The organism is Micromonospora okii, assembly GCF_020884795.1.
GTDB lineage: Bacteria > Actinomycetota > Actinomycetes > Mycobacteriales > Micromonosporaceae > Micromonospora > Micromonospora okii.
In genome coordinates this window covers 37,097-63,487 of sequence record NZ_BBZF01000031.1, presented here as the reverse complement: position 1 = coordinate 63,487, position 26,391 = coordinate 37,097, and the positions used below count along the sequence as shown (strand labels likewise).

Sequence of the window (26,391 nt, the reverse complement as noted above, 5' to 3'; positions counted from 1 at the left end):
GGCGCGGCCGGCGTGGGTGGCGAGCTGGTCGAGGCCGTTGATGATGCCGCCGGTCAGGTCGCCGCCGCCGAAGGCCGCCACCATGGACAGGGCGGCCAGCCTCGCGTACGTGTCGGGGATGCGCTTGCGGGCGTGCCGCCCGGTGACGATCTCCAGCTTGCGCTGGTTGGGCGACACCGCGATCAGGACCGACCGGTCCGGGTCGGCGAGCTGCCGGTGCAGCCGCTGGGCGTGGTCGCGGATCGGCTCGTCGAGGCCGCCGACGTAGACCGAGAAGACCAGCCCGGTCCCCTGGTCGGCCAGGCGGAGTGCCTCGTCGATGCGCAGGAGCTGGCGGGTCGAGAACGGCCCGTCCAGCACCTCGGGCGGGGTGCCCGTCTCGGCCTGCTTCTCACCAACGGTCACTTGCGCCTCCGGTTCCACCGGCCGGCGCCTCGATGCCGGCCTTCTCAAGCTTGTGGCTGGTCAGCGCCGGCGCCTGGGCGCCCGCGGCCAGCACGGTGCCGGCCGAGTCGGCCAGCTGCTCCGGGCGGCCCAGGAACCAGACCGGAGTGAAGTCGAAGGGTCGGCCGGGCCGGTAGCGCTTGACGCCGCCACCCTTGCCCCGGCCGCCGGCGAACCCCAGCGCGGCGATCACCAGCACCACGGCCGCCGGGATGCCGACGAAGACCAGCAACGTCTCGGTAACAGACAATCCCAACGCCCCCAGGCGGAAAGAGAGACCAGGAACTTCCGGGTCGGGTGGACGATCAGGTCACCGGCCGCCCGACTCCGCTCGTATTCACGTTAGCGGAGGCGGTGGCCTGCCAGACTGCGGGGTGCTGATCCTACCCGGCACTCCCGTTTCGGACCCGCGCGCCGCCCTGCCCTGGGCCGGTGGGTTCGCGCCCGAAAGGACGACCGAGCCCCGTCACAGGGTGCCCGGCGGCGCCACCCACTCGCCACGCGGGCCCCCTACGTCCCGGATCAGGTCGAAGTCGCGGTCGTAGTGCAGGACGACGGCGGAGTACTCGGCGGCGGCAGCCGCGACGGTGACGTCCACCGGGCTGGCCGCCCGGTGGTGCCCCCGGGCTGTCAACGCCAGTTGCAGGTCGCGCGCTCGGGTGGCCACCGCTTCCGTGATCGGCAGCTCGATCATCAGCTCGGCCCGTCGGGCACGCACCGTCATCGCATCCCGAAAGTTCCGCGCGCTCCGCCCATCCTCCAGGTCCAACGGGAGACAGGTGGCGGCGAGTCGCTCCTCCAGGAGCACCACGATCCGCTTCCGTACGACCGGATGCCGCAGGCGGGCCCAGGCCGACGTGTCCACGAGGTACAGGCCCACCGGAGGGTTCACGCCGCGTCCTGCCGCCCCTCGGGTGTCTTGTCGTCCTCCAGGAGCCCACCCCAGTCCCGGTCGATCGTCAGCAGTTCGCGGATGGCATCCAGCCGTTCGGTCCGCTCGGCCGCCAGTCGAAGCGCCGCGTGGATCGTGTCCTTCTTGCTCTTCGTGCCCAGTTCGCGCCTGGCGCGTTCGAGCAGCTCATCGTCCAGGTCGATGACGGTCTTCACACGCCGACTATATATCGGCGGGGAACTTGTATATACCCGGCGCGCCGAGGAAGCGGAGGGCGTTGGTGGACAGGAGCTTGTCGCGCTGCGCCGCCGTGAGGAAGTCCGCCTCGCGGACCACCCGCCCGGCCGGGCGCTCCCCCAGCGGGTACGGGTAGTCGCTGCCGACCAGCACCCGGTCCTCCCCCATCGTCTCCACCAGCAGCCGCAGCGCCGCCGGGGCGAACACCACCGAGTCGACGCAGAACCGCTCCACGTACGCGCTCGGCGGCGCGGCGGACGCCCCCCGGACCAGGTCGCCCCGGCGGTGCCAGGCGTTGTCGGCCCGGCCCAGCCAGAACGGGAAGCTCCCCCCGCCGTGGGCGAAGCAGATGCGCAGCGACTCGGGCACCCGGTCGAACACCCCGCCGAGGATCAGCGCGAGCACTGACAGGTGCGTCTCGGCGGGCATCCCGGTCAGCCAGCGGGCCATCCACCGGTCGAGGCGGGGGCCGCCCGGCATGTCCCACGGGTGCACGAACACGGGCGCGCCGACGGCGGCGCAGTGCTGGAGGAAGGTGACCACGCCGGCGTCGTCGAGGTCCCGGTCGCCGACGTGGTTGCCGATCTCCACCCCGGCGTGCCCGGCCGCGAGGCAGCGGTCCAGCTCGGCGCAGGCGGCGTCCGGGTCCTGCAACGGCACCTGGCAGAACGGCACCAGCCGGTCGCCACCGCCGGCGGTGACCTCCAGCGTCAGGTCGTTGAAGATCCGGGCGACCTTCACCGCCTGGTCGGCCGGGCGGTCGTACGAGAAGAAGACCGGCGTCGGCGACACCACCTGCACGTCGACCCCGTCGGCGGCCATGTCGCCGAGCCGGGTCGGCGCGTCCCAGCACTCGGCCCCGACCGGCCGGAACTCCGTCTCCCTCACCATGATCATGGCGGCCCGCTCGGAGTCCACCCGCAGCCACGGCCAGCCGGACCCGCCGCACGCCGCGCCGAGGTCAGGCCACCCCTTCGGCACGACGTGCGTGTGCACGTCAACGACCGGCGCCCGCCGGATGGACGACGACATCAGCCCCTGCCCGGGTGCAGGGTGCCGCACCCGCCGCAGGTGCGCGCGGCCTCGTCGGCGTAGAAGGCGGCGAAGACCGGGGGCAGGTCGGCGGCGATGTCGCGCACCTGCAACTCCACCTCGTGCACCTTGTGCCCGCACCCGGGGCAGTACCACTGGAACTTCTCCCGCGTCCCCTCCTCGCGGACCCGCTCGATCACCACGCCGATCGAGCCGGCCTCGGGCCGCTGCGGGGAGTGCGGGGTGTCGCGCGGCAGCATCCACATCTGCCCCTCGCGCACGTGCACCGTGCGCGGTCCTTCCGGCGTCATGAGGTTGATGTGCATGTTGCCCTTGACCTGGTAGAAGAACTCCTCGTACGGGTCGACGTGGAAGTCGGTGCGCTGGTTCGGGCCGCCCACCACCATCACGATGAAGTCGTCCGAGCCGGGGAACATCTCCCGGTTGCCCACGGGCGGCTTCAGCAGGTGCTGGTTCTCGGCGATCCAGCCGGGAAAGCTGAACGGCTCGGCGATCTCGCTCACGACTGCCCTCCAGGCGGAAGAAGTGCCACGGCTTGCATCTCGATCAGCAGGTGCGGGTGCGGGAGCTGGTGCACCGCGACGGTCGTCCGGGTCGGCCCGTTCGCGTCGAAGAACTCCGCCCACACCTCGTTGTAGCCGCCGAAGTCGTTCATGTTGACCAGGTACGACGTCACCTGCACGAGGTCGGGCAGGTCCGCGCCGACCGACCGCAGCAGGTCCCCGATGTTCTCGATCACGGCCCGGGTCTGCGCGCGGATGTCGAGGTCGGTCGTGCCGAACTCGTCCACGGAGACCCCGGCGAAGGTGTTGTCGGGTCGCCGCGACGACGTACCGGAGACGAAGACGAACCCGCCCGCCACCTTGACGTGCGGAAACGCGCCCCGCGGCACGGCCTTCCCGGCGACCACCCGCGCCCGCCCGCTCACCACGGACCCCCTGCCCGCACCGACGCGCGGACCGCCAGCACGTCGGGGTTCCGGGCAGCCCGACCGGCGGAGGGATCAAGCCTGACCGCCCGGAGCCGGTTGGGCTGCCCGGAACCCCCCACCATCACGATCACCGCGACGCCTTCAAGGAGGCGGACCCGAGCTTCTCCACAACGGCCCGCACGTGCGCCCCCGGACGCAGCGGCACGGCCGCCGTCGCCGCCCCGGCGAGGAACACCCAGCCCGAGCGCAGCCGCACCCCGTGCCGTCCGGCGAGCCGCAGCCCCTCGTCCAGCGCCCGCCGGGGGTCGCCGAGGATCGCGGCGGTCGAGCCGACCTGGGCGACCCGCCCGTCGATCTCCAGCAGCACGCCCAGGTTGTCCAGCCCGTCGGGCACCGGCGACCACGGCCCGACCACGAACGCCGCCGCCGAGGTGTTGTCGGCGATCACGTCCGGCAGGGAGAAGGAGAAGTTCGCGTACCGGGAGTCGATCAGCTCGATCGCCGGGGCCACGGCGCGCACCGCGTCGGCGAACGCGCCGACCGGCTCGCCCGGCTCGGGCACCCGGTCCAGCAGGAACGCCACCTCCGGCTCGACCCGGGGGTGGATGAACCGGCCCACGTCGACCGTGCCGCCGTCGGGCACCCGCATCACGTCGGTGAGCCGGCCCCAGATGACCTCGTCCACGCCCATCTGGGCCATCTTCGCCCGGCTGGTGAGCCCCATCTTCAGCCCGACGACGCGCTCGCCCCGGTCGAGGCGGCGCTGCACGAGCGCGGTCTGCACCGCGTACGCGCCGTCGGCGTCCAGGCCGGTCTCGGCGGCGAGCTGGCCGATGGCGGTGGCCGTGTCGGCCGCCTCGCCCAGTTTCCCGGCGATGCCGGCGGTGTCCACTCCGACGCTCATGAGGAGACCTCCTTCGAGAAGCACGTCCGCACCGAGCCGAGGCCGGAGATGCGGGCCTCGTACGCGGCGCCGGGGGTGACCGGCGCCATCGGGCCGAGGGCCCCGGAGAGCACCACGTCGCCGGCGCGCAGCGGGTCGCCGGCCCGGGCCAGGGTGCCGGCCAGCCACTCCAGGGCGTGCAGCGGGTTGCCCAGGCAGGCGGCCCCGGCGCCGACGGAGACCGGCTCCCCGGCGTGTTCGAGGACCATCCCGCACAGCCGCAGGTCCACGTCGGCCAGCCGGCGGGGCGTGGTGCCGAGCACGAAGAGCCCGCTGGAGGCGTTGTCGGCGACGGTGTCCACGATGGAGATGTCCCAGCCGGCGATGCGCGAGTCGACGATTTCGATGGCCGGCAGCACGTGGTCGACCGCGCGGATCAAATCGGCGGTGGTGGCCCGCTCCCCGGTGAGGTCGACGCCGAGCACGAAGGCGATCTCCGCCTCCACCCGGGGCTGGAGCAGCCGGTCGAGCGGCACCTCGACCCCGTCGCCGACGGCCATCGCGTCCGTGAGCACCCCGAAGTCGGGCTGGAAGACGCCGAAGGTCTCCTGCACGGCCCGGGAGGTCAGGCCGATCTTCGCGCCGACCCGGCGCTCGCCCCGGTCCCGCCAGGCCCGCGCCTGGAGCTGCTGCACCCGGTACGCGGACTCGACGTCCCCCTCGGGCAGCAGCCGCCCGCGCAGCGGCGGGCAGGGTTTTCCGCTCTCCCGGGCCTCGACCAGCTCTCGGGCGGCGGCTTCGATGTCGACGGTCACGACAGCTCCACGCAGACGTTGGTGAGTTCGGAGTAGAAGCCGAGGGAGTGCACGCCGCCCTCGCGGCCGATGCCGGACGCCTTGACCCCGCCGAACGGGGTGCGCAGGTCCCGCAGGAACCAGGTGTTGACCCAGACGATGCCGGCGTCGAGCCGGGCCCCGGCCCGGTGCGCGCGGCCGACGTCGCGGGTCCACACCGTCGCGGCGAGGCCGTAGTCCGTGCCGTTGGCCAGGTCGTACGCCTCCTCCTCGGTGTCGAAGGGCGCGACGTGCACCACGGGGCCGAAGATCTCCTCCCGGTTCGTCCGGGCGTCCGGGCCGAGGCCGGTGAGCACGGTGGGCCGCACGTACGCCCCGCCGTCGCGGGCGTCGCCGAAGGTGGGCGTGTCGCCCCCGGCGCGCACCTGCGCGCCCTCGGCGCGGGCCAGGTCGTAGTGGCCGAGCACCTTGTCCCGGTGCTGGTGCGAGATCAGCGGCATGTTCACGGTCGCCTCGTCGGCCGGCCAGCCGTACGCCAAGGCGTCGGCCGCCTTCGCCAGCCGCTCCACGAACTCGTCGAAGACGGGGCGCTGCACGTAGAGCCGCTCGGTGCAGAGGCAGACCTGGCCGCCGTTGGTGAAGCTGGAGCGCACCGAGCCGGCGACCGCCGCGTCGAGGTCGGCGTCGGCGAAGACGAGGCCGGCGTTCTTGCCGCCCAGCTCGAAGGAGACGGCCTTCACGCCGTCCGCCGCCGCCCGCATGATCGCCCCGCCGGTGGCGGACTCGCCGGTGAACGTGATCGCGTCCACCCCGGGGTGCCGGGTGAGGAACTCCCCCGCCGAGTCGGGGCCGAAGCCGTGCACCAGGTTGAACACCCCGTCGGGCACGCCGGCGGCGGCCATCACCTCGGCGAGCAGGGTCGCCGAGGCGGGGGTCTCCTCGCTGGGCTTGACCACCACGGCGTTGCCGCAGGCCAGGGCGGGGGCGACCTTCCAGGTGAGCAGCAGCAGCGGCAGGTTCCACGGGACGATCACCGCGACCACGCCGACCGGCTTGCGGACGGCGTAGTTCAGCGCCCGCCCGCCGCCGGGGGTGACGGTGGTGAACGACTCGGTCGGCGCGGTCGCCACGATCTCCGCGAACGCCCGGAAGTTCGCCGCGCCCCGAGGGACGTCCAGGGTCCGGGCCTGGCTGATGGACTTGCCGGTGTCGGCGACCTCGGCGGTGACCAGGTCGTCGAAGCGGCGCTCCAGCTCGTCGGCGACCCGGCGCAGCACCTCGGCGCGCTCCCGCTCGCCCATCCGCCCCCACGGCCCGCGCAGCGCCGCCCGCGCGGCGGCCACCGCGTCGTCGACCGTCGACCGGTCGGCCTCGACCACCTCGAAGACCGGCTCCCCGGTCACCGGGCTGCGCTTGACGAACCGCCGCCCCGCGTCGACGAACTCCCCGCCGACGAAGTGGCGCAGCAGCCCCGGGCCGCCGGCCGCCCGCCCGGCCATCAGGCCGGCGTCCCAGGTCACGCTCATCGCCGCCGCCCGAGGGCCAGCGCCGCCCCGACCGCGCCGACCAGCAGCGCCGCCGCCCCGGCGGCCACCGCGCCGAGCGCCGCCTGCTGGCGGCGGACCCGCCGCCGCACCTGCGCGTACGGGGTGGTGGAGAACGAGACCAGCTCGTATTGGGAGACGTACCGACCGGGCAGGGCCCGCTCCAGGGCGTGGTCGAGCCGCCGCCGGGCCTGGAACACCGGGGAGGCCACCTTGTCGCGCATCTCCACGAAGTTGGCCAGCGCCATCCGGGCGATGGCCTCCGTGTCGTCGCGCCGCCGGGCGTGGAACAGCGGCAGCGCCGCCGCCCAGTCGTCGGCGCACTCGTCCAGGCAACGGTCCAGCTCCACCACGTCCTCGAAGGCGCAGTTCGCGCCCTGGCCGTAGAACGGCACGATGGCGTGCGCGGCGTCGCCGAGCAGGCCGACCCGCCCGCCCACCTGCCACGGGGCGCAGCGGACCGTCCCGAGCACCCCGACCGGGTTGTGCTGGTAGTCGTCGACCAGGTTGGGCGCGAGCGGGACCAGGTCCGGGTAGTGGGTGGCGAAGTGCCGTTCGATCGCCGCCGGGCTGGTCAGCGAGGCGAAGCTCGCCGTGCCGTGGGTGGGCCAGAACAGCGTGCAGGTGAAGGAGCGGTCCGGGTTCGGCAGGGCGATCATCATGGACGTGCCGCGCGGCCAGATGTGCAGCGCCGTCGGGTCGAGGGCGAACTCCCCGCCGGCCGGCGGGATGGTCAGCTCCTTGTAGCCGTAGTCGAGGAAGTCGAGGCGCTCGTCCAGCACCCCGTACCCGAGGAGTTGCCCGCGCACCGCGGAGCCCGCCCCGTCGGTGCCGAGGACGACCGGCGCGGCGGCCGTGACCTTGCCCTGGGGGGTCTCGAAGGTCATCTCCCCGGTGGCCGGATCGAGCCCGACGAGCCGGTGGTCGAAGGCGACCCGCACCCCCGGCAGCGCGGTGGCGGCGGTGAGCAGGGCGTTGTTCAGCGCTCCCCGGCTGATCGAGTTGATCGCCAGGTCGCCGGCGGCGCTGTACGACTGGAAGCTCGGCTCCCCCGCGACCGGGTGGATCATCCGGCCGCGCATCGGCAGCGCGTCCGCCAGCACCTGCTCGGCCAGGCCGACGCGGCGCAGCGCGTCGAGCCCGCGCTCCGACAGCGCCAGGTTGATCGAGCGGCCCCGCTCGGCGCGGCCCGTGCGCGGGTCGGGTCGCCGCTCGTAGAGCGCCACCCGGTGCCCGCGCCGGGCCAGGAAGCAGGCCAGCAGGCAGCCGGCGAGACCCGCCCCGACGACGGCGATCTCGTCGCGGTCGGTCATGAGTGCCTATCTTTCGTTCGCGACTGCGGGGCTCGCAAGCCCGGCTCACTCCTCGCGCTCATGGATGCCTACCTTTCGTTCGCGACTGCGGGGCTCGCAAGCCCGGCTCACTCCTCGCGCTCACGGGGTCACCTCGGCGACGGTCGCGGCCAGCGCGTCGGCGACCCGCCAGCAGTCGTGGTACGTCGAGTAGAGCGGGACCGGGGCGAACCGGACGACGTCCGGCTCCCGGGCGTCGGCGATCACCCCGTGCTCGTGGCGCAGCCGCTTGGTCAGCTCGCCCGCGCTGCCCGCGTCGATCCGCACCGAGAGCTGGCAGCCCCGCCGCTGCGGGTCGCGCGGGGTGACCACCGTCAGTGGGCGGCCGGGGGTCACCGCGTCGAGCAGCCGCTCCAGGTACCCGGTGAGCCGCACGCTGCGCTCCCGCAGCGCCGGCATGCCGATCGAGTCGAACAGCTCCAGCGAGGTGCGCACCGGGCCCATGGCGAAGATCGGTGGGTTGGAGACCTGCCACGCCTCCACGGTGGCCGGCGGCCGGGACACCGGGGTCATCTCGAACCGGGTGGCCGCCTCGGTGCTCCACCAGCCCTCGAAGCGGGGCAGGTCGGCCCGGCCGAGGTGGCGCTCGTGGACGAAGACGCCGGCCAGCGCTCCCGGCCCCGAGTTGAGGTACTTGTAGGAGCACCAGGCGGCGAAGTCGACGTCCCAGTCGTGCAGGGCGAGCGGCACGTTCCCGGCGGCGTGCGCCAGGTCCCAGCCGACGACCGCCCCGGCGGCCCGCCCGGCGGCGGTGATCGCCGGAATGTCCATCAGCTCGCCGGTGAGGTAGTTGACCCCGCCGAGCAGGACCAGCGCCACGGTGTCGCCCTCGGCGGCCAGGAAGTCCAGCACGTCGGCGGTGCGCAGGGTGTCCTCGCCGGGGCGCGGGGTCAGCCGGACCACGGTGGCGTCGGGGTCGAGGCCGTGGAAGCGGGCCTGGCTGCGCACCGCGTAGCTGTCCGAGGGGAAGGCGCCGTCCTCGATGACGATGCGGGTGCGCCGCCCGGCCGGCCGGTAGAAGCTGACCATCAGCAGGTGCAGGTTGACCGTGAGGGAGTTCATCACCACGGCCTCGGCGGGCCGGGCGCCGACCAGTCGCGCGACGGGCCCGGTCAACAGCTCGTGGTACGGCAGCCAGGGCCGCTGCGCCTCCAGGTGCCCCTCGACGCCGAGCCGCCGCCAGGCGTCCAGGTCGGCCAGCAGCTCGTCGCGGGTGGCCCGGGGTTGCAGGCCGAGGGAGTTGCCGGCCAGGTACGCGGCCTCCGGGTAGCGCCCGCCGTCGGCCTCCGGCACGTGGAACAGGTGCCGGTGCCCGGGGTCGGCCTTGTCGAGCCGGTGCGCCTCGCTCTCCTGAACGCTCATCGTCTCCTCCATGCTCACATCGCCGTCCGGGCCGACCACAGCTCGGGGAAGACCACCCGGGCCATGCTGCGCTGCAACCAGGCCAGGCCGGCCGAGCCGCCGCTGCCCACCTTGGCGCCCATCGTGCGCTGCACCGCCTTGACGTGATTCCACCGCCAGTCGCCGAACTGCTCGGCCACCTCGGCGAGCGCCTCGCCGAGCAGCAGCAGGTGGTTCTCCGGCCCGCCGTCGTCGTAGACGGCCACCCAGGCGGCCTCCACGGCCGGGTGAGGGCGGTGCTCCTCGGCGACGTCGCGCCCCAGCACCTCGTCGGGGACCTCGAAGCCGCGCCGGGCCAGCAGGGCGGTCACGTCGTCCCAGAGGCTCGGGGCGGCCAGCGTGGCGGTCAGCTCCGCGTACACCTCGGTCTGCCGGCGGAAGGGCCGGATCAGGGCCGGGTCGCGCAGGCCGAGCAGGAACTCCAGGTGCCGGTACATGGCGGACTGGAAGCCGGAGCCCTCGCCGAGCAGGTTGCGGAACCGCTCGAAGTCCGCCGGGGTCATCCAGCGCAGCCCACGCCAGGCCGCGTTGAGCCCCTCCAGGTGCAGCCCGGCGCGGCGCAGCGGGGCCAGCGCGTCCCAGACGCGGTCGGCGCGCAGGCAGCGCTGCGCCTCGCGCAGCTCGTGGCAGGTCAGCTTGAAGTACAGCTCCATGATCTGGCTGACCATCAGGAAGGACATCTCGCCCGGGTCGTCGCTCAGCGGCTGCTGCAACGTGTGCAGGGTGCTGGCGTGCACGTACGCGTCGTAGGGCACCCGCTCGGCGAACTCCAGCGTCGGCTGGCCGCCGTTGCGGGCGGCCCGCGCCGCCCGCTGCCGGGCAGTCGCCGGGCGGACCGCCGTGACCAGCGCGGGGCCCCGCAGGTCCGTCTGCTCCACCTGTCGCCTCCTCCTTGAGCCGGGTAGCGTCATGGTGCCCCGGCGACCAGGCGGAACGGAATGCCGATTCGACGGCGCTACCGCCCTGCGACCTGTCACGGCAAAGGCGAAGCGCCCCTACGGGTTTCGGGAAGGAAGGTCAGGCGTGGATCACATGGACTGGGCGCTGCTGCGCGAACTCCAGGCCGACGCCCGGCTGTCGTACAGCGAGCTGTCCCGGCGGGTGCACCTGTCGCCGCCGGCCGTGGCCGAGCGGGTGCGCCGGCTGGAGGAGTCGGGGGTGATCACGGGCTACCACGCCCACGTCGACCTGACCCGCGCTGGCCGCACCGTGGTCGCCCTGATCCGGATGTCCTGCTACGGGTCGCGCTGCGTCCTCAACGACCCGACCGTCCCGGACTGGCCGGAGATCATGGAGATCCACCGCATCACCGGCGACGCGTGCAGCATGCTCAAGGTGGCGGCCGGCTCGATCGGCGCGTTCGAGCGGGTGATCGACCGCCTCGCCCCGTACGGCCAGCCGTCGAGCACGATGGTCCTCTCCACCCCCCTCGCCTGGCACCCCGTCACCCCGGTACAAGGAGGGGCACCTTCCTAGCGTCTCCGGTATAGGAAGGGCCCCTTCCCAACACCTCCCGGGGCCGCCGCACACCTCCCCGGGCCGCCGCCCCCGGCCGCTCGGGTTTGCCCCGGGGCCAGGGGGAATGCAGGGCGCGGACCACCCAGGGGAGGATTTCCGGTGCCCCGGCACCGGGAGGGGGGAATCATGCGGGGGCTCACCGCGTCGCACCGTGTCCTTGCGACCGTGCTGACCGTTCTCGGCCTCGTCGGGGCGTTCGTCCTGGCCGCCGCCGCGCCGGCCCGGGCCGGGGAGAACACCTTCGTCGAGGTGACGCCGAACAGCGCGCAGGCCGGCAGCCGGGTCGACATCCGGGCGAGCTGCGACAACGACAACAACCGCCAGGCGGAGGTGCACTCCGACGCCTTCGGCCGGGTCGTGCTCCGGCCGGACAACGGCTTCCTGACCGGGGCGGTCACCATCCCGGGCAACAAGCAGCCCGGCGACTACCCCGTCGAGCTGCGCTGCCCGGACAACCGCACCGCGACCACCACGCTCACCGTGCTGAACATGGCCCAGCCGAGCAAGGGGCCGAACACCGGCGCGGGCGGCACGGCCGGCGACGACCGGGGCAGCGGCTCGCTGCTGCTGGTGGGCGGGCTGACGCTGGCGGCCGTGGCGGCCGGGTTCGGGGCGTACGGCTCCCGCCGGCGGGCCGGTACGCGTCCCTGACGGGGCCCGCCATGGCTCGACGTACGCGCGAGGGCCCGGCCCCGGGCCGGTTCCGGGCGACGGCCCGGCTGGTGGCCCGGGGCGCCGGCCGGTTCGCCCGGGTCGCCGGGCAGGCGTTCTCGGCGAGCGTGACCACCGAGGCCCCGTCCGCCGGGGCGCCGGCCGCCCGCACGGCGCCCGCCGGCGCGGTCGGCCGGGCGGGGACGGTCGCCCGCGGGTGGCGGCGGTCGGCGGGCCGGGGCCCGGGCGCGCCCGGGCTCTTCGTCGCCGCCCTGATGGTGCTGATCATGGCGATGCTCGCCGTCGAGCGGGTGACGGGCCACAGCCTGCTGCCGGACCGCTTCGTCGCGGGACTGCGGCCCCCGCCGAAGAAGTTCCCGGTGCTGCCGGCCAGCCGACCGGTCGGCATCGCGAGCGAGTCGATCGACCTCGACGCCCCGGTGCACGAGGTGGGCATCGCGGCGGACGGCAGCATCGACACGCCGGACGCCGGCCGCGCGCAGGAGGCCGCCTGGTACGACCAGGGCCCGACCCCCGGGCAGTACGGCCCGGCCGTGATCGTCGGCCACGTCGACACCCGGACCGGGCCGGCGGTGTTCCACGAGCTGAAGGAGCTGCGCTCCGGCGACCGGGTGGAGGTGCGCCGCGCCGACCGCTCGGTGGCGGTCTTCGAGGTCGACGCGGTGCACCGGTACGCCAAGGACGCGCTGCCGGTGGACGAGGTCTACGGCGACTTCAGCCGCCCCCGGCTGCGCCTGATCACCTGCGGCGGGCGGTGGGTCGGCGGCGCGACCGGGTACGCCGACAACGTGGTGGTGTACGCGTCCCTCGTGAAGGCGCGCGACGCCTGACCGCGACCGTCAGCGGGCCGACGCCGGGGCGGGCCGACGCCGGCCGGACCGACGCCCGACCGCGACCGCGAGCGGGCCGACGCCGGGCGGGCGACGGCGACGGCTCAGGCCGCCACCTCGGCCTCGGGCTCCCGCAGGTCGAGCCAGTCCGCCCAGCGCGGGTCGGGGGCCCGGTGCCCGAGCACCCGCCAGGCCGTGCCCTTCGGCACCGAGGGCGGCGAGTGCAGCCGCCAGCCCAGCTCGGCGGGGGTCTTGTCGCCCTTGGTGTGGTTGCACCGGGCGCAGGCGGCCACCACGTTCTCCCAGGCGTGCCGGCCGCCCCGGCTGCGCGGGAAGACGTGGTCGATGGTCTCGGCGGGCCCCCGGCAGTACGCGCACCGCCAGCCGTCCCGCGCGAAGATCGCCCGCCGGGAGAGCCCGACGTGGGCGCGGAAGGGCACCCGGACGAACCGGGTTAGCCGGACCACCGAGGGCACCGGGAGCGCGTTGCGGGCGCTGTGCAGGACGCCCTCGCCGTCGGCCACGCAGACGGCCTTGGCGGAGAGGACGAGGATCGCGGCGCGACGCACCGACACGACACACAGCGGCTCGTAGGTGGCGTTGAGAACCAGCGCGCCGGAGCCCACCGTGGGTCGTATGTCAGGCATCGAGCTCACCCTCCCGGTCCAGCCGCTCCCGCCGCGGGTGCGCCGGGCGCGTTCGCGCACGGCGCGACCACCCGACGTCGGCGGGTCCACCGACGTCCGTTGCGCAAATCTTCCCTGATAAGGCACCGGATTGCACGTACTAATGTGACAAGCCAAGTAGGCATCACCCGGAAACGGGCAGAGCTGGCCTCTGAGCAGGGCGGGACCCTTCATCGGCTCTCGACGTTTTACACCCGTTTTCGATCTCAGTTGTGCCGGATCTGTGCCCGATGATCATGCTTATGCATTGGGCTTGATGAATTTGATCAAGGTGACTCAAGATCACTAGAGTGCCTGACGTGAAGCGAAAAGCCCTCTCGAAACGCTGGCCCTGGGTTCTCCTGTCCCTCGTCGTCATGGCGTGCACGGGTGCGCTGGCCGTTCCTGCGGCGTGGGCGGTGAGAGTCCAGGTTGAGGCGGAACGGGGAGAGCACGCCCCCGATGCTGCGGTGGCCGTCTACCTGCTGCGGTTGAGTAGCGGGGATGATGGCGGGTTGCGTCGAGTGCTTGCCGCTGATCGCCGTGACGATCTGGTCGGTCAGTGGCGCGCTTACCGGGCACAGATGTCAAGATCGGCTAACCCGCCCAGCAAGCTCGAATCAGGCCCGTTGCAGGTTGACCACGTCCGAGACGGTGTAGCCCTGGTCGTCACCGAGGTTTACGCGGTTTGGTGGCAAGATCGGACGCTGCTGACGGGAAGTCGGCATTCCTGGCGTTTTGAGGTCCGAGAAGGCCGTAGCGGGTGGAGGGTCTGGACGGTCGAGGCCCCGGCTTGGTGCGGTGGCTACATCCGGCCGGACCGGTGCTAACGGCCGGCTGTCACTGCCTTACCGGGCAGAGATGTTCGAGTCCTCTCAGGCCGCGCGGGAGTCAGCCGGCAGGGTCACAATACGTCCGAAAAATCGGTGGATCTGCTGCACGACGCTCTCGAACTCGTCCAGGTCGATGGGCTTGGTGACGTAGGCGTTGGCGTGCGCGGTGTAGCTGGCCACCACGTCGGCGTCGACCGCTGAGGTGGTGAACACCACGACCGGGATCGTCTGGAGCCGGGGGTCAGCCTTGATCGCGGTGAGGACTTCTCGGCCGTTCATGCGGGGCATGTTCAGGTCGAGCAGAATCAGTTTCGGGCGTGGAGCATCGGCGTACTGGCCCTGACAGCGCAGGAACGCCATAGCCTCCACCCCGTCGGAAACGTGGTGCAGCTCGGTGTCCAGGGTGTGGGTAGCGAACGTGTCCTCGATGAGGGCGACGTCGGCGGGGTCGTCCTCGACTAGCAGCACTCGCAGCCGACCAGGCTGACCGTAGGTGGTGGCGTCCTCAGCAGCGTTCACGGCCGAAGAATACTTGTGGACCCGTTGCAGGTCACGACCCGATTTTGCTGGCGTTCGGAAGATCACTACCGGTCAGTTCGGAGCCCTGTAGTTAAGCTGGCCTCCTGCGCTGCGGTGTTGGCGGGAAGGCCCTGGTGTCGCCGTAGGTGGTACCGGCGGCCAGGCCTGCTGACGCTGGCAGCCAAGGCCAGGGCGACAGGGCGCACCGTCTTACGTCTTGCTTGCCGGCTTCACGAAGGTCCCCCGCTGAGGCACCACGAACAACACGCCCTGGTCCACCAGTACCGCGATCGTTCGCCGTACGGTCGCCCGCGCGAGACCGTACTCCTGCACCAACTGAGACTCGGACGGGATCGCTCGGTTGGGCTGCCAGTCGCCACGCTCAATCCGGGCGGCAAGGATGCCGGCCAGTTGCCGATACGGCGGCAGCGGTGCCCCGTGGTCAATGTGGGCCTCCGGGTCGATCTCCATGGCTCGACGCTAGAAGTCCCCGGATGACCGCCCTCAACCTTCTACGTACCTAGACGTATGAAGACCAGCGTTGGTACGGTGCGGTTACCCGCTGTGCTGGTCGTGGAGGATCCGAACTCGCCCCGGTGCGGCGGTATCCCTGCCCGGCTGGGCTCCTTCGACTCAGTCGGGCAGGGCCACTTTCGAGCAGGAAGGGCTTTCATGCCTGCCGAACAGCACAGGCGCACGTGGGCCAGGGCGCAACTTCGCTCGCCCAAGCCTGGTGATGAGCTGTGGATCGACCGGGAAGCGTCGGTGCAGTTCGCACGACAGCCGCGGTTCCTGTTCCGGGTGATCTCGGTGTGCCCGAAGCCGACCTATCCGGGCTGGGTGTGGCTGACGGGCTACCAGCTCGATGAGCGGGGCAACGCTGTCGACAAGCGGGAGATCTTCGTCAGGCTTGCCGGCCTGCATTCTGCCCGTCGATCTGATGGGCGCCCGGGGTCGGAGTCGGCTTTCGTGTCACGGTCCGGCACCCGGCGGACACCGCCACAGCGGCGCTCTTGACCTCAACCGGGACCGGCAGCGGAGTCGGCTCCTGGCCGATCGCCCCGACCCCAGCGGCTACCCACCCCCTTCCAGGCGAAGGTTTTGACCTAACCCGGACTCGGTAGTAGCTGGCACGGGGTCATGTGCTCGATACCAGCGGACGCCGCCCCCATGCTTGGGGCTTGCCGGCCCTGCCCCGCGCGTCATTCTCGGCGCTCAGTCCCCGGCGGCGGCCCGTTCTGACGCCGGGGTACACGAGGGTTTATCCGGTCGGTCGGAGAGCTGCACTGCGGCTGTCAAGGGCTTCCCTGATAGCCGTGCGCCGGGGCGTGACCGGCCGCCAGGCCGCACGCGCGCCCCGGCGCGAACACGGCGGCGGGCCGCAGGCCCGCCCTTGACCAAGTAAAGAAAGTCTGAACACGCTACGCTCCAACCATACCTAAGTAGAGGGCCAGCGCGTTACGGCCGGTCTCGCATACACCGATCGATGGCATTTGCCGCTTCACCGATAGACACAGCCTCGGTATCGATTCGCATGTCTGCGACTGGCAGGCGAAGCGTTTCTTCGACAGCCGCGCGGCGCTGGCCTTCGTCCCCGGTGCCCCGTGCTCGAATGCGCTCGTTCAGTACGGCCGGATGGGCGTAAAGCTCGACTACAGTCCAGTTCGCTTCGGTGCCGCCCGCTACAGCTCCAATCGCCTCCACCTGGCCAAGGTGCACGACTGGCACCCGGCCAGACCTCCATATCTGCTCAAGCCCGGAGCGATCGACAAAGTAGGTTGCCCCGTATCGGGTGTTCTCCCACAGAATCGCCTCGTGCGCTAGCCGCAGCCGATCTACTTGGTCTGGCTTGATCATCCGGTAGCCGGCTGTTCTTCCGGGTCCACACTTCAACCGCTTGAAGTGCTCAAAACTGGGGTATCGGCCGATCAGCTCAGCGGTTATTGAATCTTTTCCGCTTGCGGGAGCACCGTAAAGGATTAAGCCTTTCCTCACAGTTTCGCCATCCTGTCGAGCAATTCTTTCGCCTGCTCTTGAAGTGGCCTTGCGCCAGCAGAGTTATCAAGCCGGGCGTGCGACGCTTTCGGCGCAAACACGAAGTCAAGCTGACTCACGTACTCGCTCCAGTTTGCAAGCTTGTATTCATCACGGGCGGCACCACGGCGACGAATATAGGTGTGCATAGTGAATGCGTCGCAGTAAACCCAGACAACTTGAAGACTCCCATTGTGGGCTGCCACGGTCGCCGCAAGCCGTTCACACCATGCCTCATCGCTCAACTCCCTGACGAAGGGTGCGGTAACGACTACGTTTGAACCACACTGCAAATTCTCGTTCAGAGTCGCCATCAGGGCTTCATACTCGGCGGGCCGGATGATCGTCAGATACGTCTCAGACTCCCGGTCATGCGGCGAGTGCCCCAAGCGCTCCAGCGCAGCCTCTACCACGGGACGGGTTGTGGTGTCCTTGTCAAGGATTGCCCAGCCTGTTTGGCAAGCGATGATGCGACCGAGCTCTGTCTTGCCCGAGCCTGGATAGCCTCCGATAAGGATCACGCGGGGGCCTCGCCGCTCCGCCGCTCCTGCCGGGTTGTGCACGATCCGGCTTGAACGTGCCCGGTTGATCACCAACCCTTCCTCAGCAAGCATCGCCATCGCTCGGTTGATCGTGGCCACGCTTGTATTCCAGGACTCGGCAAGGCTCCTAGTCCCTGGGAGCTGCCGCCCATGCGCCAGGCGCCCGGACTGAATGTCGTTCCGGATGGCCTGCGCGATGACGAGCGCTGCCGTCCCTCGCTGCAACTCCTCCTGCGGGTTTGGCTGAGTGGTCACTGGCGCTCCTTGTTTCGACGCGGGCGAGGGCTACGAAGGGTGCCTGCGCCACCCCCACGTAGCGATGTTCTCGCAGGTCAGCCGGCAACTTTCGCGGACCTGAGTGTATCTGTTGACTCGCTCTGATCCAAGCTGTTAGCCTCTGATCCACGCTGATCCGCTCTGTTACATCGGACAGCAGTGAGGAACCGGGGCCTAAGTGCCCAGCAGCCACAGGAACGACACAGGCACGACGCGACGAAGGAGATCAACAGATGCGGAACATCCCGGTGAACCTGGCTGGCTTCAAGCTGCGGGTGGTGGAAGAGGCGTCGATCAAGACGGACCAGGAAGGCAGGGTCAAGACGGCCTACGGGACCGATGACCCGCTGTACGTCGTGGGCGTGTTCGCTAAGCCGGTGGCGACGGAGGACGGCTACCGGGGCAAGGGTGAGGAACTCAAGGTGACTCTCTCGATCGCTCCGGAGGGGATCGAGGAAGGCGACCTGGTCGAGCTGGTGGGGCCGACGGTGTCGCACTGGGAGAACGAGGGCCGGTCGGGTCTGTCGTGGAAGGCGCAGGCTCTTAAGCCGGTCGGCGCGTAAAGACTTTTCGCCCCGCCCCTTTCTGGTGGGTGACCCGTTCGAGTCGGGTCGGGGCACTTTGTCAAGGTGATGGGGTCTGTGTGTGGGCTTCATTCTTGGCTACTCGTTCGTTGAGAATTCCACAGTGAATGTGAATACAACCATGCCTAAAACGGGTTCAATGCTGCTATTCGCATATCGATTCTTTGGAAGGAGGTTGTCATGTCGGACTTTGAGTTGATTCTTATCGGGTTGCTGCTGTTGTCGGTTTCTCTGAACGTCGGTCTGATTCGTCGCGAGGGGCGTCGGTTGCGGCGGGTGTGGCGTCTGTCCGGTCGGGAGTAGCCGCCCGGTCGGTGGCTTCTATCCGTCCCTTGGGGTGTGTGCACCGGGGGCGGGTGGTGCCCACCGATGGTGGAGGTGGAAACCGGAAGGAGAGGCATGGATTTGGTGCCGGAGTTCGTGAAGTCGTTGACCGGCAAGTCTCGATATGAGGCGCTGATGGGCAACGTGCAAGGGCTGTCGATGCTGATGGACGGCGCGAAGAGCCTGATCAAGGGGTGCGAGCCTCCGCCGGGAACGCTGTACCAGTTCGCGGCCCGGGTGGAGGAGCTGGAAGACGCGCACAAGCAAGCGGTGGAGGCGCTGAGGGCGTTTCACACGCGAGTGAAGACGTATGAGGCCGATTTGGTGGCCAAGCCGTGGAAGGTGAGCTGATGTCTTACCAGATTAGCGACACCTACGACGGTATCGATCAGGCTATGCGGTTGATGCGTTCTTCGATGAAGGGAATGCCGGAGCGGTACCGGTACATGCGGCACTACGACGACCTTCGTCGGGCGGTCGCGGTGCTGCTGGTGCTGCTCGAAGAGGCCGCGCCGTGGATGGACGAGACGCGGGAGGCGAAGGAGTCCACGTCTCGCGCGAAGAAGATGCTCGCGGCGGTGCGCTGACAGTAATTGCGTCAACGGAAAGGCCCGGGTTGGTAATCCGATCCGGGCCTTTCTTATACCCAAAAACAGATGTCACGGAATTGTATTCGGAATTGATGAAAGTAGGTGCGGGAGATGGGTAAGCGTGTTCAGGGGTGGGAATGGAAGGTCGCGGGTTGGGCGGCGCGGCACCCGGGTTTCGTGGCTGCTCCGGCGGCGGTGGCTACTGCGGTGGCGCAGCTCGGGCCGGTAACGGCGGGTGGCGTGGCGGCGGGTGCGCTGGCGGCGGGTGTGGGCTGGTACCGGGGTCACCCGGACTCCTGGTCGACGCTGGCGGCCCCGAGGTTGCGGGCGGTGCGCCGGCGGTGGCTGTCGCGGGCGTATCTCGGTCCGTGGTGGGGTCGGGTGACGGAGGCGTGCAACCTGGTGACGGTGCACCGGGTCACCGGGGCGGTCAACGTCCCGCGCATCATCCGGGTTCGGTCGCACTCCCCGTCGACGGAGACGGTGTACGTGCGTCTGCTCCTGGGCCAGACCCCCAAGCAGTGGGAGGAAGCGGCCGACGCCCTGGCGGTTGCTCTGAACGCGGAGCGGGTGGGTATCGAGCGGGTTCGCGCGCAGGTGATCGCGCTGATCGTGCAGCGCAGCGAGCCGTTTACTCAGGTCATCGTTCCGCCGGACCTGCCTGGCGACGCTGACGCGGTGAGCCTGGCGAACGTGTACCTGGGTGAGACCGAGCACGGTACCGACTGGATCGCGCCGCTGATCGGCCAGCACTGGCTCGTCGGCGGGGCCACTGGGTCGGGCAAGAACTCGGTTACGTGGATGGCGTTGCGGGCGTGCGCTCCGCTGATCCGTGACGGCCTGGTGCGGGTGCACGTGGTCAACCCCAAGGGCACCGAGTTGAACGCCCTGCGGCCGGTGTCGTACCGCTACGCCGAGACTGACGGCGACATCGTGGAGGTCGTCCAGGAGTACTGGGCCACCATGCAGGCCCGCAAAAAGGTGTTGGCGGAGCAGGGCCGGCGCACGTTCGAGCTGTCCCGCGAAACCCCGCTGGATCTGCTGGTAATCGATGAGCTGGGCGCGGTGACCGGCTACGGCGACCGGTCTCTCACCAAGGGCGTCCAGGCGGTGTTGCCGCTAATCCTGTCGCAGGCTCGCGCCCTGGGCGGCAGCGTCATCGGCGCTCTCCAAGAGCCCACCAAGGACGTCATCCCTCAGCGAGACCTGTTCAGTCTGCGGATGTGCCTGCGGACCACCTCGGCTGGACACGTTGAAATGGTGCTCGGTGACGACATGCGACGCCGGGGCGCGCTCGCCGACGAGATCCCGAACCACCCGAGCACGGCCGGTATCGGGTTCGTCGTCAAGCAGCGCTCACGGACCCCGATGCGGGTGCGGGCGGCGTACTGCGATGACTCCGACATCCGCGAGTTGGTGCGGGTCGCCGGCTGGCCCCACACCGAACTCACCACGGCGGGCCGGTGATCGCGGTGAACAACCCCGACACCAACAAGCGGCCCGCGAAGCAGCCCCGACCGGTTCGCAAGCTGAGCAAGCGTCTCGACGTTGCCCGGCAGCTTCACGACCTGGAACAGGACTCCGCGCTAGAGATCGTGGAGATCGAGCGGCTACGGGTGAGCGTGAACCGCAACCTGTGGACGTTCCTGGCCATCGGCCTCTTCTTCACCACCACGGGCGTCCACGACTTCCTAGCCGGCGATCTGACCCCGACTAACCCGGTGTGGTGGGGAAGCTGGGGCGTTGAGCCCTGCCTCGCGGGAATCCTGATCACGGTCCTGCGATGGGAAGCCGCGATGATCGCCCGGGACATCAAGATCGATTCCCGGGTGGTCGACTGGTTGAAGCGGTTCCTTCTCGGCTGCACCTTGATCATGAACGTGGTGCCGGTCCTGATGCCACGCACAGGCGGTATCAGCCCGGGAATGCTCGCCGCGCACGTCATGGTGCCGGTCCTGGTGTTCCTCCTGGCCGAAGTCATGCCGGTCGTCCAGGCCCGCTGCATGCAGGCACGCCGGGCCGTCGCCCTCCCCACCAACACCCCCGCCCCTGCCCCGGCTCCGGCTCCGGCTCCGGCTCCGGTGACCGTGCCGGCCGCCGTCGCGGAAGCCGCCACCCCGGCACCGGCCCCGGTTGCGCCGCCCGCTCCGGTCAAGGTCCCGGCTCCGATCCCGGTTGCCCTGGTGGAGCCGGCCAGGGACGCCGTTGCGGAGCCTCCGGCCCTGGACGGCTTGGGCATTCCGGCCGGGATGCAAGCCCAGATCCGGCGACTCGTCGCAGACCTGGACCGGCCGGTGACCGCCGTCGACATCCAACAGGCCACCCGGCTACCGGCGTCGATCGCCTCGAAGGTCGCTGACCGGTTCACCCCGGCCACCGCCAACGGCTACACGCACTAACCCCTGCTCATCTCCTGGCCTGCCGCGCTCCATCCTGCGAGCGCGGCAGGCCCCGCACGGCCCTTGTCTTTCCTGACCGAGGAGGCACCCCCGTGTCCCGATCGCTGCCCTACCTGTCGTCGCTCACGATCCACAGTGAGGCCCCGATGAGCCTCACCGCTGTTGCCGGTCTGCTCCTGGTCGCCGCGCTCGCCCTGGTGTCCTGGAACCGGTATCGGCTGACCGTGCTCCGCTGCGAACTGGCCGCCCTGCGGCGGGCCGTCCTTCGTGACCCACTGACCGGCCTGGCCAACCGCGCCGGACTTACCCAGGCGTGGACGCACCTCGCGCCGGCCCGGCCATACGTGGCGGTGATCGACCTCGACGGCTTCAAACCCGTCAACGACACCCACGGCCACGCCGCCGGCGACATCGTGCTCACCACCATCGCCGGCCGCCTCCGCACGGTCAACGCAGTAGCCGCGCGCCTCGGTGGAGACGAGTTCGCCGCTCTCATCGACGCACCCGACCCGGCCGCCGTCGCTCACCGGCTCGCCCAGGTGATCGCCGCTCCGGTCGAGCTGCCTACCGGAGTGACGGTCACGGTGACGGCCAGCATCGGCCTCGCTCCCGCCGTTGGTGACCTGCCCGCTGCTCTCGGCGCTGCTGACGCCGCGATGTACCGGGCCAAGACCGGCCGTACCGGAGTCGCGATGTTCGACCCCCGCCGCGATGACCACACCACCCCCACCGCCAACACCCGGCCGGTCGTGCGGGTTCGTGACCTCAGCGGCGCTGCGGTCACCAGCTACGCCCACTGACCCCCGCACCTCTCCCCCTCGCTCCTGCCTGCCGTGCTTCACGCCCTGGAGCACGGCAGGCCCGTCTCCGAAAGGAGAGACCTCGTGGCACGACCACCAAGCCCCGCGTACGACGCTGAGGCAGCCTTCGCCCGCTGGATGCGCACCCCCGCCTACAAGGAATGGCGGGCCGGCGTCGAGAGCGTCAAAGGCTGCCTGCAACCGGTGCGTCTGGTCGGCAAGTTCGAGGTTCGGCACCTCGGCAGCGGTGACCTGATCGCGTCTCGGCAGGGCCGGGTGTGGGCGCCCTGCGGCACCCGCCGATCGGCCGTCTGCCCGACCTGCGCCGACCGGTACGCCGCCGACGCCTGGCACCTGATCCACGCGGGCATGTCCGGCGGCAAGGGCGTCCCCGACACGGTGGCCCGGTCGACGCGGCTGTTCGTCACCCTCACCGCCCCGTCCTTCGGTGCGGTGCACAACCGGCCCGGCAAGCGGCCCTGCTCCTGCGGACGCTGGCACGGCGAGGGACACCCGCTGCTGGGTAGCCCGCTCGACCCCGGCTCCTACGACTACGCCGGGGCCGTGCTGTGGCAGGCACACAGCGGTCAACTCTGGCACCGCTTCACCATCGCCCTACGCCGCGCCGTCGCTGCCGCTGGTGGCCTCACCGTCCGCGCATCCGGGGCATACCTGCGGATCTCCTACGCCAAAGTTGCGGAGTATCAGCGGCGCGGCCTGGTGCACTTCCACGCCGTCATCCGCGCCGATGGCCCATCCGGGCCGGACTCGTCGCCCCCGACCTGGCTCACCGCCGACGTGTTGGCCGACGCGGTGCGTTCCGCGGCTTCCTCCGTCGAACTGGACACCGCCCGACCTGACGGGACCGCGCTGCCTCTCGGCTGGGGCGCACAGGTCGACGTCAAGGACATCACCGCCACCGACATCGACGCAGACGCAGACGGAGACGACGACGGGGACCAGGTCGTAGCCGACACCCGGCTCGCCGGCTACATCGCCAAGTACGCCACCAAGGGCACCGGCGCGACGGAGACCGGCGACCGGCGTATCCGTTCACAGGCACACATCGACCGGCTACGGGTCTCCGCACACCACCGCGCGATGATCCAAACCGCGTGGGACCTCGGCGAACTCGACCAGTACGCCGACCTGAAACTTCGTCACTGGGCGCACATGCTCGGCTTCCGAGGCCACTTCCTCACCAAATCGCGCATCTACTCGACCACCTTCAAGAACCTCCGCGCGGAACGCCGAACCCACCAAATCCAGACCGCGCTCACCGAAGCCGGCCTACCCGAAGACGCTGACGTCCTGGTCGTCAACGACTGGCAGATCCTCGGCATCGGCTACGACTCGCCCGAACAACTCGAACTCGCCACCGCAATAGGCGACCGCATCCGAACGGCACGACAGCAAGCCAGAAAGGAACCCCGATGACCACCCCCACCACCGAACGGCTGTGGAGCGTCACCGACGTGTCGGCGTTCCTCGGCATCCCCGTCGGCACCCTCTACCAATGGCGTCACCGCCGCATCGGCCCCCGCGCGTCCCGCGTCGGCCGCCACCTCCGATACGACCCCGCCGACGTGCGGGCCTGGTTCAACAGCAAGGCGGCCTGACATGCCCATCGATGACCTGTGGTACCTGACCAAACGCGGGCCAGACAAGAAGCGGCTTCCCTCCAAGCGGCACGGCAGGGGCAAGCGCTGGCGAGTGCGCTACGCCGACGCGGCTGGTGAGCCCCGAGAGAAACTGTTTGAGCGCAAGGTCGACGCGGAAGCCTTCGACCTCGAATGCCGTTCGGGCGTTGCTGTTGAGGTATCGGTAAAGCGTGAGATCGAGCGCCTGACATTTGCCGAGTATGCCGACCGGTGGAAGGAGTCACGGGAGTCGGGGTGGAGCGTCGAGACAAGGCGGCGCGTTCCGCAGAACCTTAGAAAACGTCTTCTGCCGACGTTCGGGGATCGGGTAATTCGATCGATCACCCGGACTGACGTTATGGCATGGATTGGTCGCCTGCTTGACGAGAGCGTCGCCAGATCATCTATCGTCCTTTACTTCGGGGTCCTTAAGAGCATTTTGAACGCCGCTGTTGTCGACAAGGTCCTTTCCGACAATCCATGCGACGGCGTGAAGCTCTCGCACATCCTACGGGGCATTTCACGTACGCCGAAATGGGTGCCCACTGAGGATCAGGTTCTAAAACTCTCCGAGGTTGTGCCCCGACGATTTCGCGCGGCTGTTTGGCTTGGAGCCGGCGAAGGCTTGCGCATCGGTGAGGTTCTGGGAATGGAAGCCGGCCCACGATGCATGGACGTTGCCCGTGAAGAGCTTCACGTTATTCAGCAATTGCGATACTCCACGGAGCATTTCGGCGGCTTTTATCTCGCGTCACCGAAAAGCGGATCGGCGGGGACGGTCGACCTAGACGCGATTGTTGCGGAGGAGGTGGAGGCGCACATCAGAGAGGTCGGTCCGGTTGAGTTCGAGATTCCGGATATCACCGGCGAAAGGTGCCTAACTCGTTCGGCAGCTCTTCTATTCACCTCTACGCGCGGAAAGCTGATTTCCGGCCGATATTGGTCCGAACTGTGGGAAGACTGGCGTATTGCTGCGGACTGGCCCAAAGAGGGAACTTTCCACTCGTTGCGTCACTTCTTCGCCACCACCCTCATGAGCAACGGGGTTGAGCCTCAGGAGGTACAGAAGGCACTGCGGCACGCCAGCCTGCGGATCACGTTGGAGACCTACGTGCACTGGATGCCGAAGAAGGACCGGCGGCGCGGTCTGGTCGGGCAGATCCTGCGGCCGGTCAAGGACAGCCAGCCGGTCGGCCCTGCCGGTCGGGACCGGATCTGAGTTGTGCCCCAGTTGTGCCGGATGATCTTCTCTTGGCGTTCTTGCAGTTCAACGCCTTCTCGACCCAGTCAATCCCGGATTGCACGTACTAATCCGGGGTCCCCTCATGAAGCTTTCTCCCCACGTGTCAGGATGATCAGTTCCGTCGCGTACCGGATGGTGGGTCCGCCGGTGGGCGGTCGACGGCCGTGCGGTACGAAAGCAGGGTGAGCGCCGCCAGCCTGATCTCCGCCGCCCTGTCCGCCGCCGTGACGCCGAGCGCGACGCCCAGCGCCGACTGCCAGGGCAGCACCTCCTGCGAGTGGGTCTACAAGACGACCGGGTCGAGCTGGTTCGCCGAGGGCAGTTACTGGATCCTGCTCAAGCCGCTGCGGGTGGCGCTGATCCTCGCGGTGGCCCTGCTGGCCCGCTGGGCGCTGCACCGGACGATCAAGCGGCTGGTCCGCACGACCACCGACGGCGCGGTGCCGACCATGCTGCGTCCGCTGCGCGAGCGGGTGCCGAGCGCCGCGCACGAGCCCGGCGAGTTCGTCCCCGAGCGACGCCGGCAGCGGGCCGAGGCGATCGGCTCGGTGCTGCGCAGCATGGTCACCGCCTTCGTCATGGGCATCGCCGTGCTGATGATCCTGCGCGAGTTCAGCTTCGACCTGGCGCCGCTGCTGGCCAGCGCCGGCATTGCCGGCGTGGCCCTCGGCTTCGGCGCGCAGAGCCTGGTCAAGGACCTGATCGCCGGTCTGTTCATGCTGATCGAGGATCAGTACGGCGTCGGCGACACGGTCGACCTGGGCGAGGCGACCGGCGTGGTGGAGTCGGTCGGGCTGCGGGTCACCACGGTCCGGGACGGCCGGGGCGTGCTCTGGTACATCCGCAACGGCGAGATCGTCCGGGTGGGGAACAAGAGCCAGGGCTGGGCGCTGGTGGTGGTCGACCTGCCGATCGGCTTCGCCAGCACCGAGGAGGCCACGGCGGTGCTGCGGACGGCCGCCGCCTCGGTGGCGATGGACCCGGACCTGGCCCCGGAGATCGTGGAGGCGCCCGAGGTGCTGGGCGTCGAGCAGATGACGGTCGACGGCGCGGTGATCCGTACCGTCGTGAAGACCACGGCGGACGGCCAGTTCGCGGTGGGCCGGGAGCTGCGCCGACGGCTCGCCGAGTCGCTGGAGAATTCCGGCATCACGGCGAAGATCGCCGCCGCGCGGCTCTTCCCGGGCCTGCCGCAGCGGCCCGCGGAGGGTGCCGGCACCGGCCCGGGCGGGCCCGCCTGAAGCACGAAAGGCGTCTATGACCTGCGCCTTCGTCATCCGCTGGTCGCGGGGGTCGCGGACCGCACGGCCCCTCGGGTATCGTCCGTTCGTTCAGTCGGGGATGCGACGCCCAAACCGTTCGCCCTAGCCAGGTGTCAGACGATCGGGCAG

The 26,391-nt window shown here is 70.1% G+C and carries 31 protein-coding genes and 1 pseudogene; 15 read left to right on the top strand and 17 right to left on the bottom strand.

The window, feature by feature from the left end:
• From LPU43_RS27790 to LPU43_RS27730, 13 genes are all read right to left on the bottom strand, one after another.
• A partial coding sequence (locus tag LPU43_RS27790) for a DUF5130 family protein (RefSeq protein ID WP_229403507.1) occupies nt 1-405 on the bottom strand: 405 nt, incomplete at its 3' end.
• Nucleotides 392-694, bottom strand: coding sequence for an aa3-type cytochrome oxidase subunit CtaJ (gene ctaJ / locus LPU43_RS27785; protein ID WP_444543577.1), 303 nt, complete (start codon nt 692-694; stop codon nt 392-394). The genes ctaJ and LPU43_RS27790, both read right to left, overlap by 14 nt.
• 216 nt (nt 695-910) lie before the next feature.
• Nucleotides 911-1,336 carry a PIN domain-containing protein gene (locus LPU43_RS27780; RefSeq protein WP_229403506.1) on the bottom strand — a complete coding sequence of 142 codons (426 nt, stop codon included), beginning with the start codon at nt 1,334-1,336 and terminating at the stop codon, nt 911-913.
• Complete coding sequence (locus LPU43_RS27775; RefSeq protein ID WP_229403505.1) at nt 1,333-1,551, bottom strand: type II toxin-antitoxin system VapB family antitoxin; 219 nt, start codon at nt 1,549-1,551, stop codon at nt 1,333-1,335. The genes LPU43_RS27780 and LPU43_RS27775 overlap by 4 nt, the downstream gene beginning before the upstream one ends.
• 7 nt (nt 1,552-1,558) lie before the next feature.
• On the bottom strand, nt 1,559-2,605 hold the full coding sequence (locus tag LPU43_RS27770; RefSeq protein ID WP_229403504.1) for an amidohydrolase family protein: 1,047 nt from the start codon (nt 2,603-2,605) through the stop codon (nt 1,559-1,561).
• Nucleotides 2,605-3,129 (bottom strand): 3-hydroxyanthranilate 3,4-dioxygenase, encoded by a 525-nt coding sequence (locus LPU43_RS27765; RefSeq protein ID WP_229403503.1) that lies wholly within the window; start codon nt 3,127-3,129, stop codon nt 2,605-2,607. The genes LPU43_RS27770 and LPU43_RS27765 overlap by 1 nt, the downstream gene beginning before the upstream one ends.
• Complete coding sequence (locus LPU43_RS27760; protein WP_229403502.1) at nt 3,126-3,554, bottom strand: RidA family protein; 429 nt, start codon at nt 3,552-3,554, stop codon at nt 3,126-3,128. The genes LPU43_RS27765 and LPU43_RS27760 overlap by 4 nt, the downstream gene beginning before the upstream one ends.
• A 130-nt stretch (nt 3,555-3,684) precedes the next feature.
• Nucleotides 3,685-4,461, bottom strand: coding sequence for a 2-keto-4-pentenoate hydratase (locus tag LPU43_RS27755; protein WP_229403501.1), 777 nt, complete (start codon nt 4,459-4,461; stop codon nt 3,685-3,687).
• Nucleotides 4,458-5,255 carry a 2-keto-4-pentenoate hydratase gene (locus tag LPU43_RS27750; RefSeq protein ID WP_229403500.1) on the bottom strand — a complete coding sequence of 266 codons (798 nt, stop codon included), beginning with the start codon at nt 5,253-5,255 and terminating at the stop codon, nt 4,458-4,460. Before LPU43_RS27750 ends, LPU43_RS27755 begins: the two co-directional genes overlap by 4 nt.
• Nucleotides 5,252-6,733 carry a 2-hydroxymuconic semialdehyde dehydrogenase gene (locus LPU43_RS27745; RefSeq protein ID WP_229403513.1) on the bottom strand — a complete coding sequence of 494 codons (1,482 nt, stop codon included), beginning with the start codon at nt 6,731-6,733 and terminating at the stop codon, nt 5,252-5,254. Before LPU43_RS27745 ends, LPU43_RS27750 begins: the two co-directional genes overlap by 4 nt.
• A gap of 23 nt (nt 6,734-6,756) precedes the next feature.
• Nucleotides 6,757-8,091, bottom strand: a complete 1,335-nt coding sequence (locus tag LPU43_RS27740) for an FAD-dependent oxidoreductase (protein ID WP_229403499.1) — start codon at nt 8,089-8,091, stop codon at nt 6,757-6,759.
• A gap of 120 nt (nt 8,092-8,211) precedes the next feature.
• Complete coding sequence (kynU, locus tag LPU43_RS27735; RefSeq protein ID WP_229403498.1) at nt 8,212-9,492, bottom strand: kynureninase; 1,281 nt, start codon at nt 9,490-9,492, stop codon at nt 8,212-8,214.
• 14 nt (nt 9,493-9,506) lie between these two features.
• A complete protein-coding gene (locus LPU43_RS27730) occupies nt 9,507-10,409 on the bottom strand; it encodes a tryptophan 2,3-dioxygenase (protein WP_229403497.1) in 903 nt (300 codons plus the stop codon).
• A gap of 145 nt (nt 10,410-10,554) precedes the next feature.
• Here LPU43_RS27730 and LPU43_RS27725 point away from each other — a divergent pair, with 145 nt between their 5' ends.
• The 3 genes from LPU43_RS27725 (at nt 10,555) to LPU43_RS27715 (ending at nt 12,551) form a co-directional block, all read left to right on the top strand.
• Nucleotides 10,555-11,007, top strand: a complete 453-nt coding sequence (locus tag LPU43_RS27725; protein ID WP_229403496.1) for an Lrp/AsnC family transcriptional regulator — start codon at nt 10,555-10,557, stop codon at nt 11,005-11,007.
• 168 nt (nt 11,008-11,175) lie between these two features.
• Nucleotides 11,176-11,700 (top strand): hypothetical protein, encoded by a 525-nt coding sequence (locus LPU43_RS27720; RefSeq protein ID WP_229403512.1) that lies wholly within the window; start codon nt 11,176-11,178, stop codon nt 11,698-11,700.
• A gap of 11 nt (nt 11,701-11,711) precedes the next feature.
• Nucleotides 11,712-12,551 (top strand): class F sortase, encoded by an 840-nt coding sequence (locus tag LPU43_RS27715; protein ID WP_229403495.1) that lies wholly within the window; start codon nt 11,712-11,714, stop codon nt 12,549-12,551.
• 104 nt (nt 12,552-12,655) lie between these two features.
• Here the strand turns inward: LPU43_RS27715 and LPU43_RS27710 are convergent, their stop codons facing one another.
• The 3 genes from LPU43_RS27710 to LPU43_RS27700 form a co-directional block, all read right to left on the bottom strand.
• Nucleotides 12,656-13,198: an HNH endonuclease gene (locus LPU43_RS27710; protein ID WP_229403494.1), complete on the bottom strand. Its 543-nt coding sequence runs from the start codon at nt 13,196-13,198 to the stop codon at nt 12,656-12,658.
• 893 nt (nt 13,199-14,091) lie between these two features.
• Nucleotides 14,092-14,568, bottom strand: a complete 477-nt coding sequence (locus LPU43_RS27705) for a response regulator (protein WP_229403493.1) — start codon at nt 14,566-14,568, stop codon at nt 14,092-14,094.
• A gap of 210 nt (nt 14,569-14,778) precedes the next feature.
• Nucleotides 14,779-15,039, bottom strand: coding sequence for a GntR family transcriptional regulator (locus tag LPU43_RS27700; protein ID WP_229403492.1), 261 nt, complete (start codon nt 15,037-15,039; stop codon nt 14,779-14,781).
• Nucleotides 15,040-15,240: 201 nt separating this feature from the next.
• On the opposite strand from LPU43_RS27700, the pseudogene LPU43_RS27695 reads away from it, so the two are divergent.
• A pseudogene (locus LPU43_RS27695) lies at nt 15,241-15,516 on the top strand (hypothetical protein); the annotation flags it as partial.
• A gap of 1,043 nt (nt 15,517-16,559) precedes the next feature.
• Here LPU43_RS27695 and LPU43_RS27690 read toward each other — a convergent pair.
• Nucleotides 16,560-17,399 (bottom strand): GntR family transcriptional regulator, encoded by an 840-nt coding sequence (locus LPU43_RS27690; protein ID WP_229403491.1) that lies wholly within the window; start codon nt 17,397-17,399, stop codon nt 16,560-16,562.
• A gap of 254 nt (nt 17,400-17,653) precedes the next feature.
• Between LPU43_RS27690 and LPU43_RS27685 the strand changes: the two genes are divergently transcribed.
• The 11 genes from LPU43_RS27685 (at nt 17,654) to LPU43_RS27640 (ending at nt 26,241) form a co-directional block, all read left to right on the top strand.
• Nucleotides 17,654-17,983: a hypothetical protein gene (locus tag LPU43_RS27685; RefSeq protein ID WP_229403490.1), complete on the top strand. Its 330-nt coding sequence runs from the start codon at nt 17,654-17,656 to the stop codon at nt 17,981-17,983.
• A 201-nt stretch (nt 17,984-18,184) separates the two neighbouring features.
• Entirely contained in the window at nt 18,185-18,307 is a 123-nt protein-coding gene (locus LPU43_RS28615; protein WP_255686668.1) for a hypothetical protein, read from the top strand.
• Between the two features lie 96 nt (nt 18,308-18,403).
• Nucleotides 18,404-18,679, top strand: a complete 276-nt coding sequence (locus tag LPU43_RS27680) for a hypothetical protein (protein WP_229403489.1) — start codon at nt 18,404-18,406, stop codon at nt 18,677-18,679.
• Nucleotides 18,679-18,915 (top strand): hypothetical protein, encoded by a 237-nt coding sequence (locus tag LPU43_RS27675; protein WP_306416178.1) that lies wholly within the window; start codon nt 18,679-18,681, stop codon nt 18,913-18,915. Before LPU43_RS27680 ends, LPU43_RS27675 begins: the two co-directional genes overlap by 1 nt.
• A gap of 384 nt (nt 18,916-19,299) precedes the next feature.
• Nucleotides 19,300-20,385 (top strand): cell division protein FtsK, encoded by a 1,086-nt coding sequence (locus LPU43_RS27670; protein ID WP_229403487.1) that lies wholly within the window; start codon nt 19,300-19,302, stop codon nt 20,383-20,385.
• Nucleotides 20,349-21,317 (top strand): hypothetical protein, encoded by a 969-nt coding sequence (locus LPU43_RS27665; RefSeq protein ID WP_373321840.1) that lies wholly within the window; start codon nt 20,349-20,351, stop codon nt 21,315-21,317. The genes LPU43_RS27670 and LPU43_RS27665 overlap by 37 nt, the downstream gene beginning before the upstream one ends.
• Nucleotides 21,318-21,463: 146 nt before the next feature.
• The gene (locus LPU43_RS27660) at nt 21,464-22,117 is read left to right on the top strand and encodes a GGDEF domain-containing protein (protein ID WP_229403510.1); all 654 of its coding nucleotides are present in this window, start codon (nt 21,464-21,466) and stop codon (nt 22,115-22,117) included.
• A 138-nt stretch (nt 22,118-22,255) separates the two neighbouring features.
• Complete coding sequence (locus tag LPU43_RS27655) at nt 22,256-23,554, top strand: replication initiator (protein ID WP_229403486.1); 1,299 nt, start codon at nt 22,256-22,258, stop codon at nt 23,552-23,554.
• Complete coding sequence (locus LPU43_RS27650) at nt 23,551-23,736, top strand: helix-turn-helix transcriptional regulator (RefSeq protein ID WP_229403485.1); 186 nt, start codon at nt 23,551-23,553, stop codon at nt 23,734-23,736. The genes LPU43_RS27655 and LPU43_RS27650 overlap by 4 nt, the downstream gene beginning before the upstream one ends.
• 1 nt (nt 23,737) lies before the next feature.
• Nucleotides 23,738-24,976 (top strand): tyrosine-type recombinase/integrase, encoded by a 1,239-nt coding sequence (locus LPU43_RS27645; protein ID WP_229403484.1) that lies wholly within the window; start codon nt 23,738-23,740, stop codon nt 24,974-24,976.
• A 206-nt stretch (nt 24,977-25,182) separates the two neighbouring features.
• On the top strand, nt 25,183-26,241 hold the full coding sequence (locus LPU43_RS27640) for a mechanosensitive ion channel family protein (RefSeq protein WP_505846426.1): 1,059 nt from the start codon (nt 25,183-25,185) through the stop codon (nt 26,239-26,241).
• Nucleotides 26,242-26,391 lie beyond the last annotated feature (150 nt).

Excerpts from the sequence above, each read along its gene's own strand:
- kynU (WP_229403498.1), bottom strand. The coding sequence starts at position 9,492 with ATGAGCGTTCAGGAGAGCGAGGCGCACCGGCTCGACAAGGCCGACCCC.
- LPU43_RS27685 (WP_229403490.1), top strand. The coding sequence starts at position 17,654 with ATGCGGAACATCCCGGTGAACCTGGCTGGCTTCAAGCTGCGGGTGGTG.
- LPU43_RS27745 (WP_229403513.1), bottom strand. The coding sequence starts at position 6,733 with ATGGCCGGGCGGGCGGCCGGCGGCCCGGGGCTGCTGCGCCACTTCGTC.
- LPU43_RS27650 (WP_229403485.1), top strand. The coding sequence starts at position 23,551 with ATGACCACCCCCACCACCGAACGGCTGTGGAGCGTCACCGACGTGTCG.
- LPU43_RS27655 (WP_229403486.1), top strand. The coding sequence starts at position 22,256 with ATGCGCACCCCCGCCTACAAGGAATGGCGGGCCGGCGTCGAGAGCGTC.
- LPU43_RS27715 (WP_229403495.1), top strand. The coding sequence starts at position 11,712 with ATGGCTCGACGTACGCGCGAGGGCCCGGCCCCGGGCCGGTTCCGGGCG.
- LPU43_RS27645 (WP_229403484.1), top strand. The coding sequence starts at position 23,738 with ATGCCCATCGATGACCTGTGGTACCTGACCAAACGCGGGCCAGACAAG.
- LPU43_RS27680 (WP_229403489.1), top strand. The coding sequence starts at position 18,404 with ATGGATTTGGTGCCGGAGTTCGTGAAGTCGTTGACCGGCAAGTCTCGA.
- LPU43_RS27740 (WP_229403499.1), bottom strand. The coding sequence starts at position 8,091 with ATGACCGACCGCGACGAGATCGCCGTCGTCGGGGCGGGTCTCGCCGGC.
- LPU43_RS28615 (WP_255686668.1), top strand. The coding sequence starts at position 18,185 with ATGTCGGACTTTGAGTTGATTCTTATCGGGTTGCTGCTGTTGTCGGTT.
- LPU43_RS27660 (WP_229403510.1), top strand. The coding sequence starts at position 21,464 with ATGAGCCTCACCGCTGTTGCCGGTCTGCTCCTGGTCGCCGCGCTCGCC.
- LPU43_RS27770 (WP_229403504.1), bottom strand. The coding sequence starts at position 2,605 with ATGTCGTCGTCCATCCGGCGGGCGCCGGTCGTTGACGTGCACACGCAC.
- LPU43_RS27675 (WP_306416178.1), top strand. The coding sequence starts at position 18,679 with ATGTCTTACCAGATTAGCGACACCTACGACGGTATCGATCAGGCTATG.
- LPU43_RS27720 (WP_229403512.1), top strand. The coding sequence starts at position 11,176 with ATGCGGGGGCTCACCGCGTCGCACCGTGTCCTTGCGACCGTGCTGACC.
- LPU43_RS27710 (WP_229403494.1), bottom strand. The coding sequence starts at position 13,198 with ATGCCTGACATACGACCCACGGTGGGCTCCGGCGCGCTGGTTCTCAAC.
- LPU43_RS27755 (WP_229403501.1), bottom strand. The coding sequence starts at position 4,461 with ATGAGCGTCGGAGTGGACACCGCCGGCATCGCCGGGAAACTGGGCGAG.
- LPU43_RS27700 (WP_229403492.1), bottom strand. The coding sequence starts at position 15,039 with ATGGAGATCGACCCGGAGGCCCACATTGACCACGGGGCACCGCTGCCG.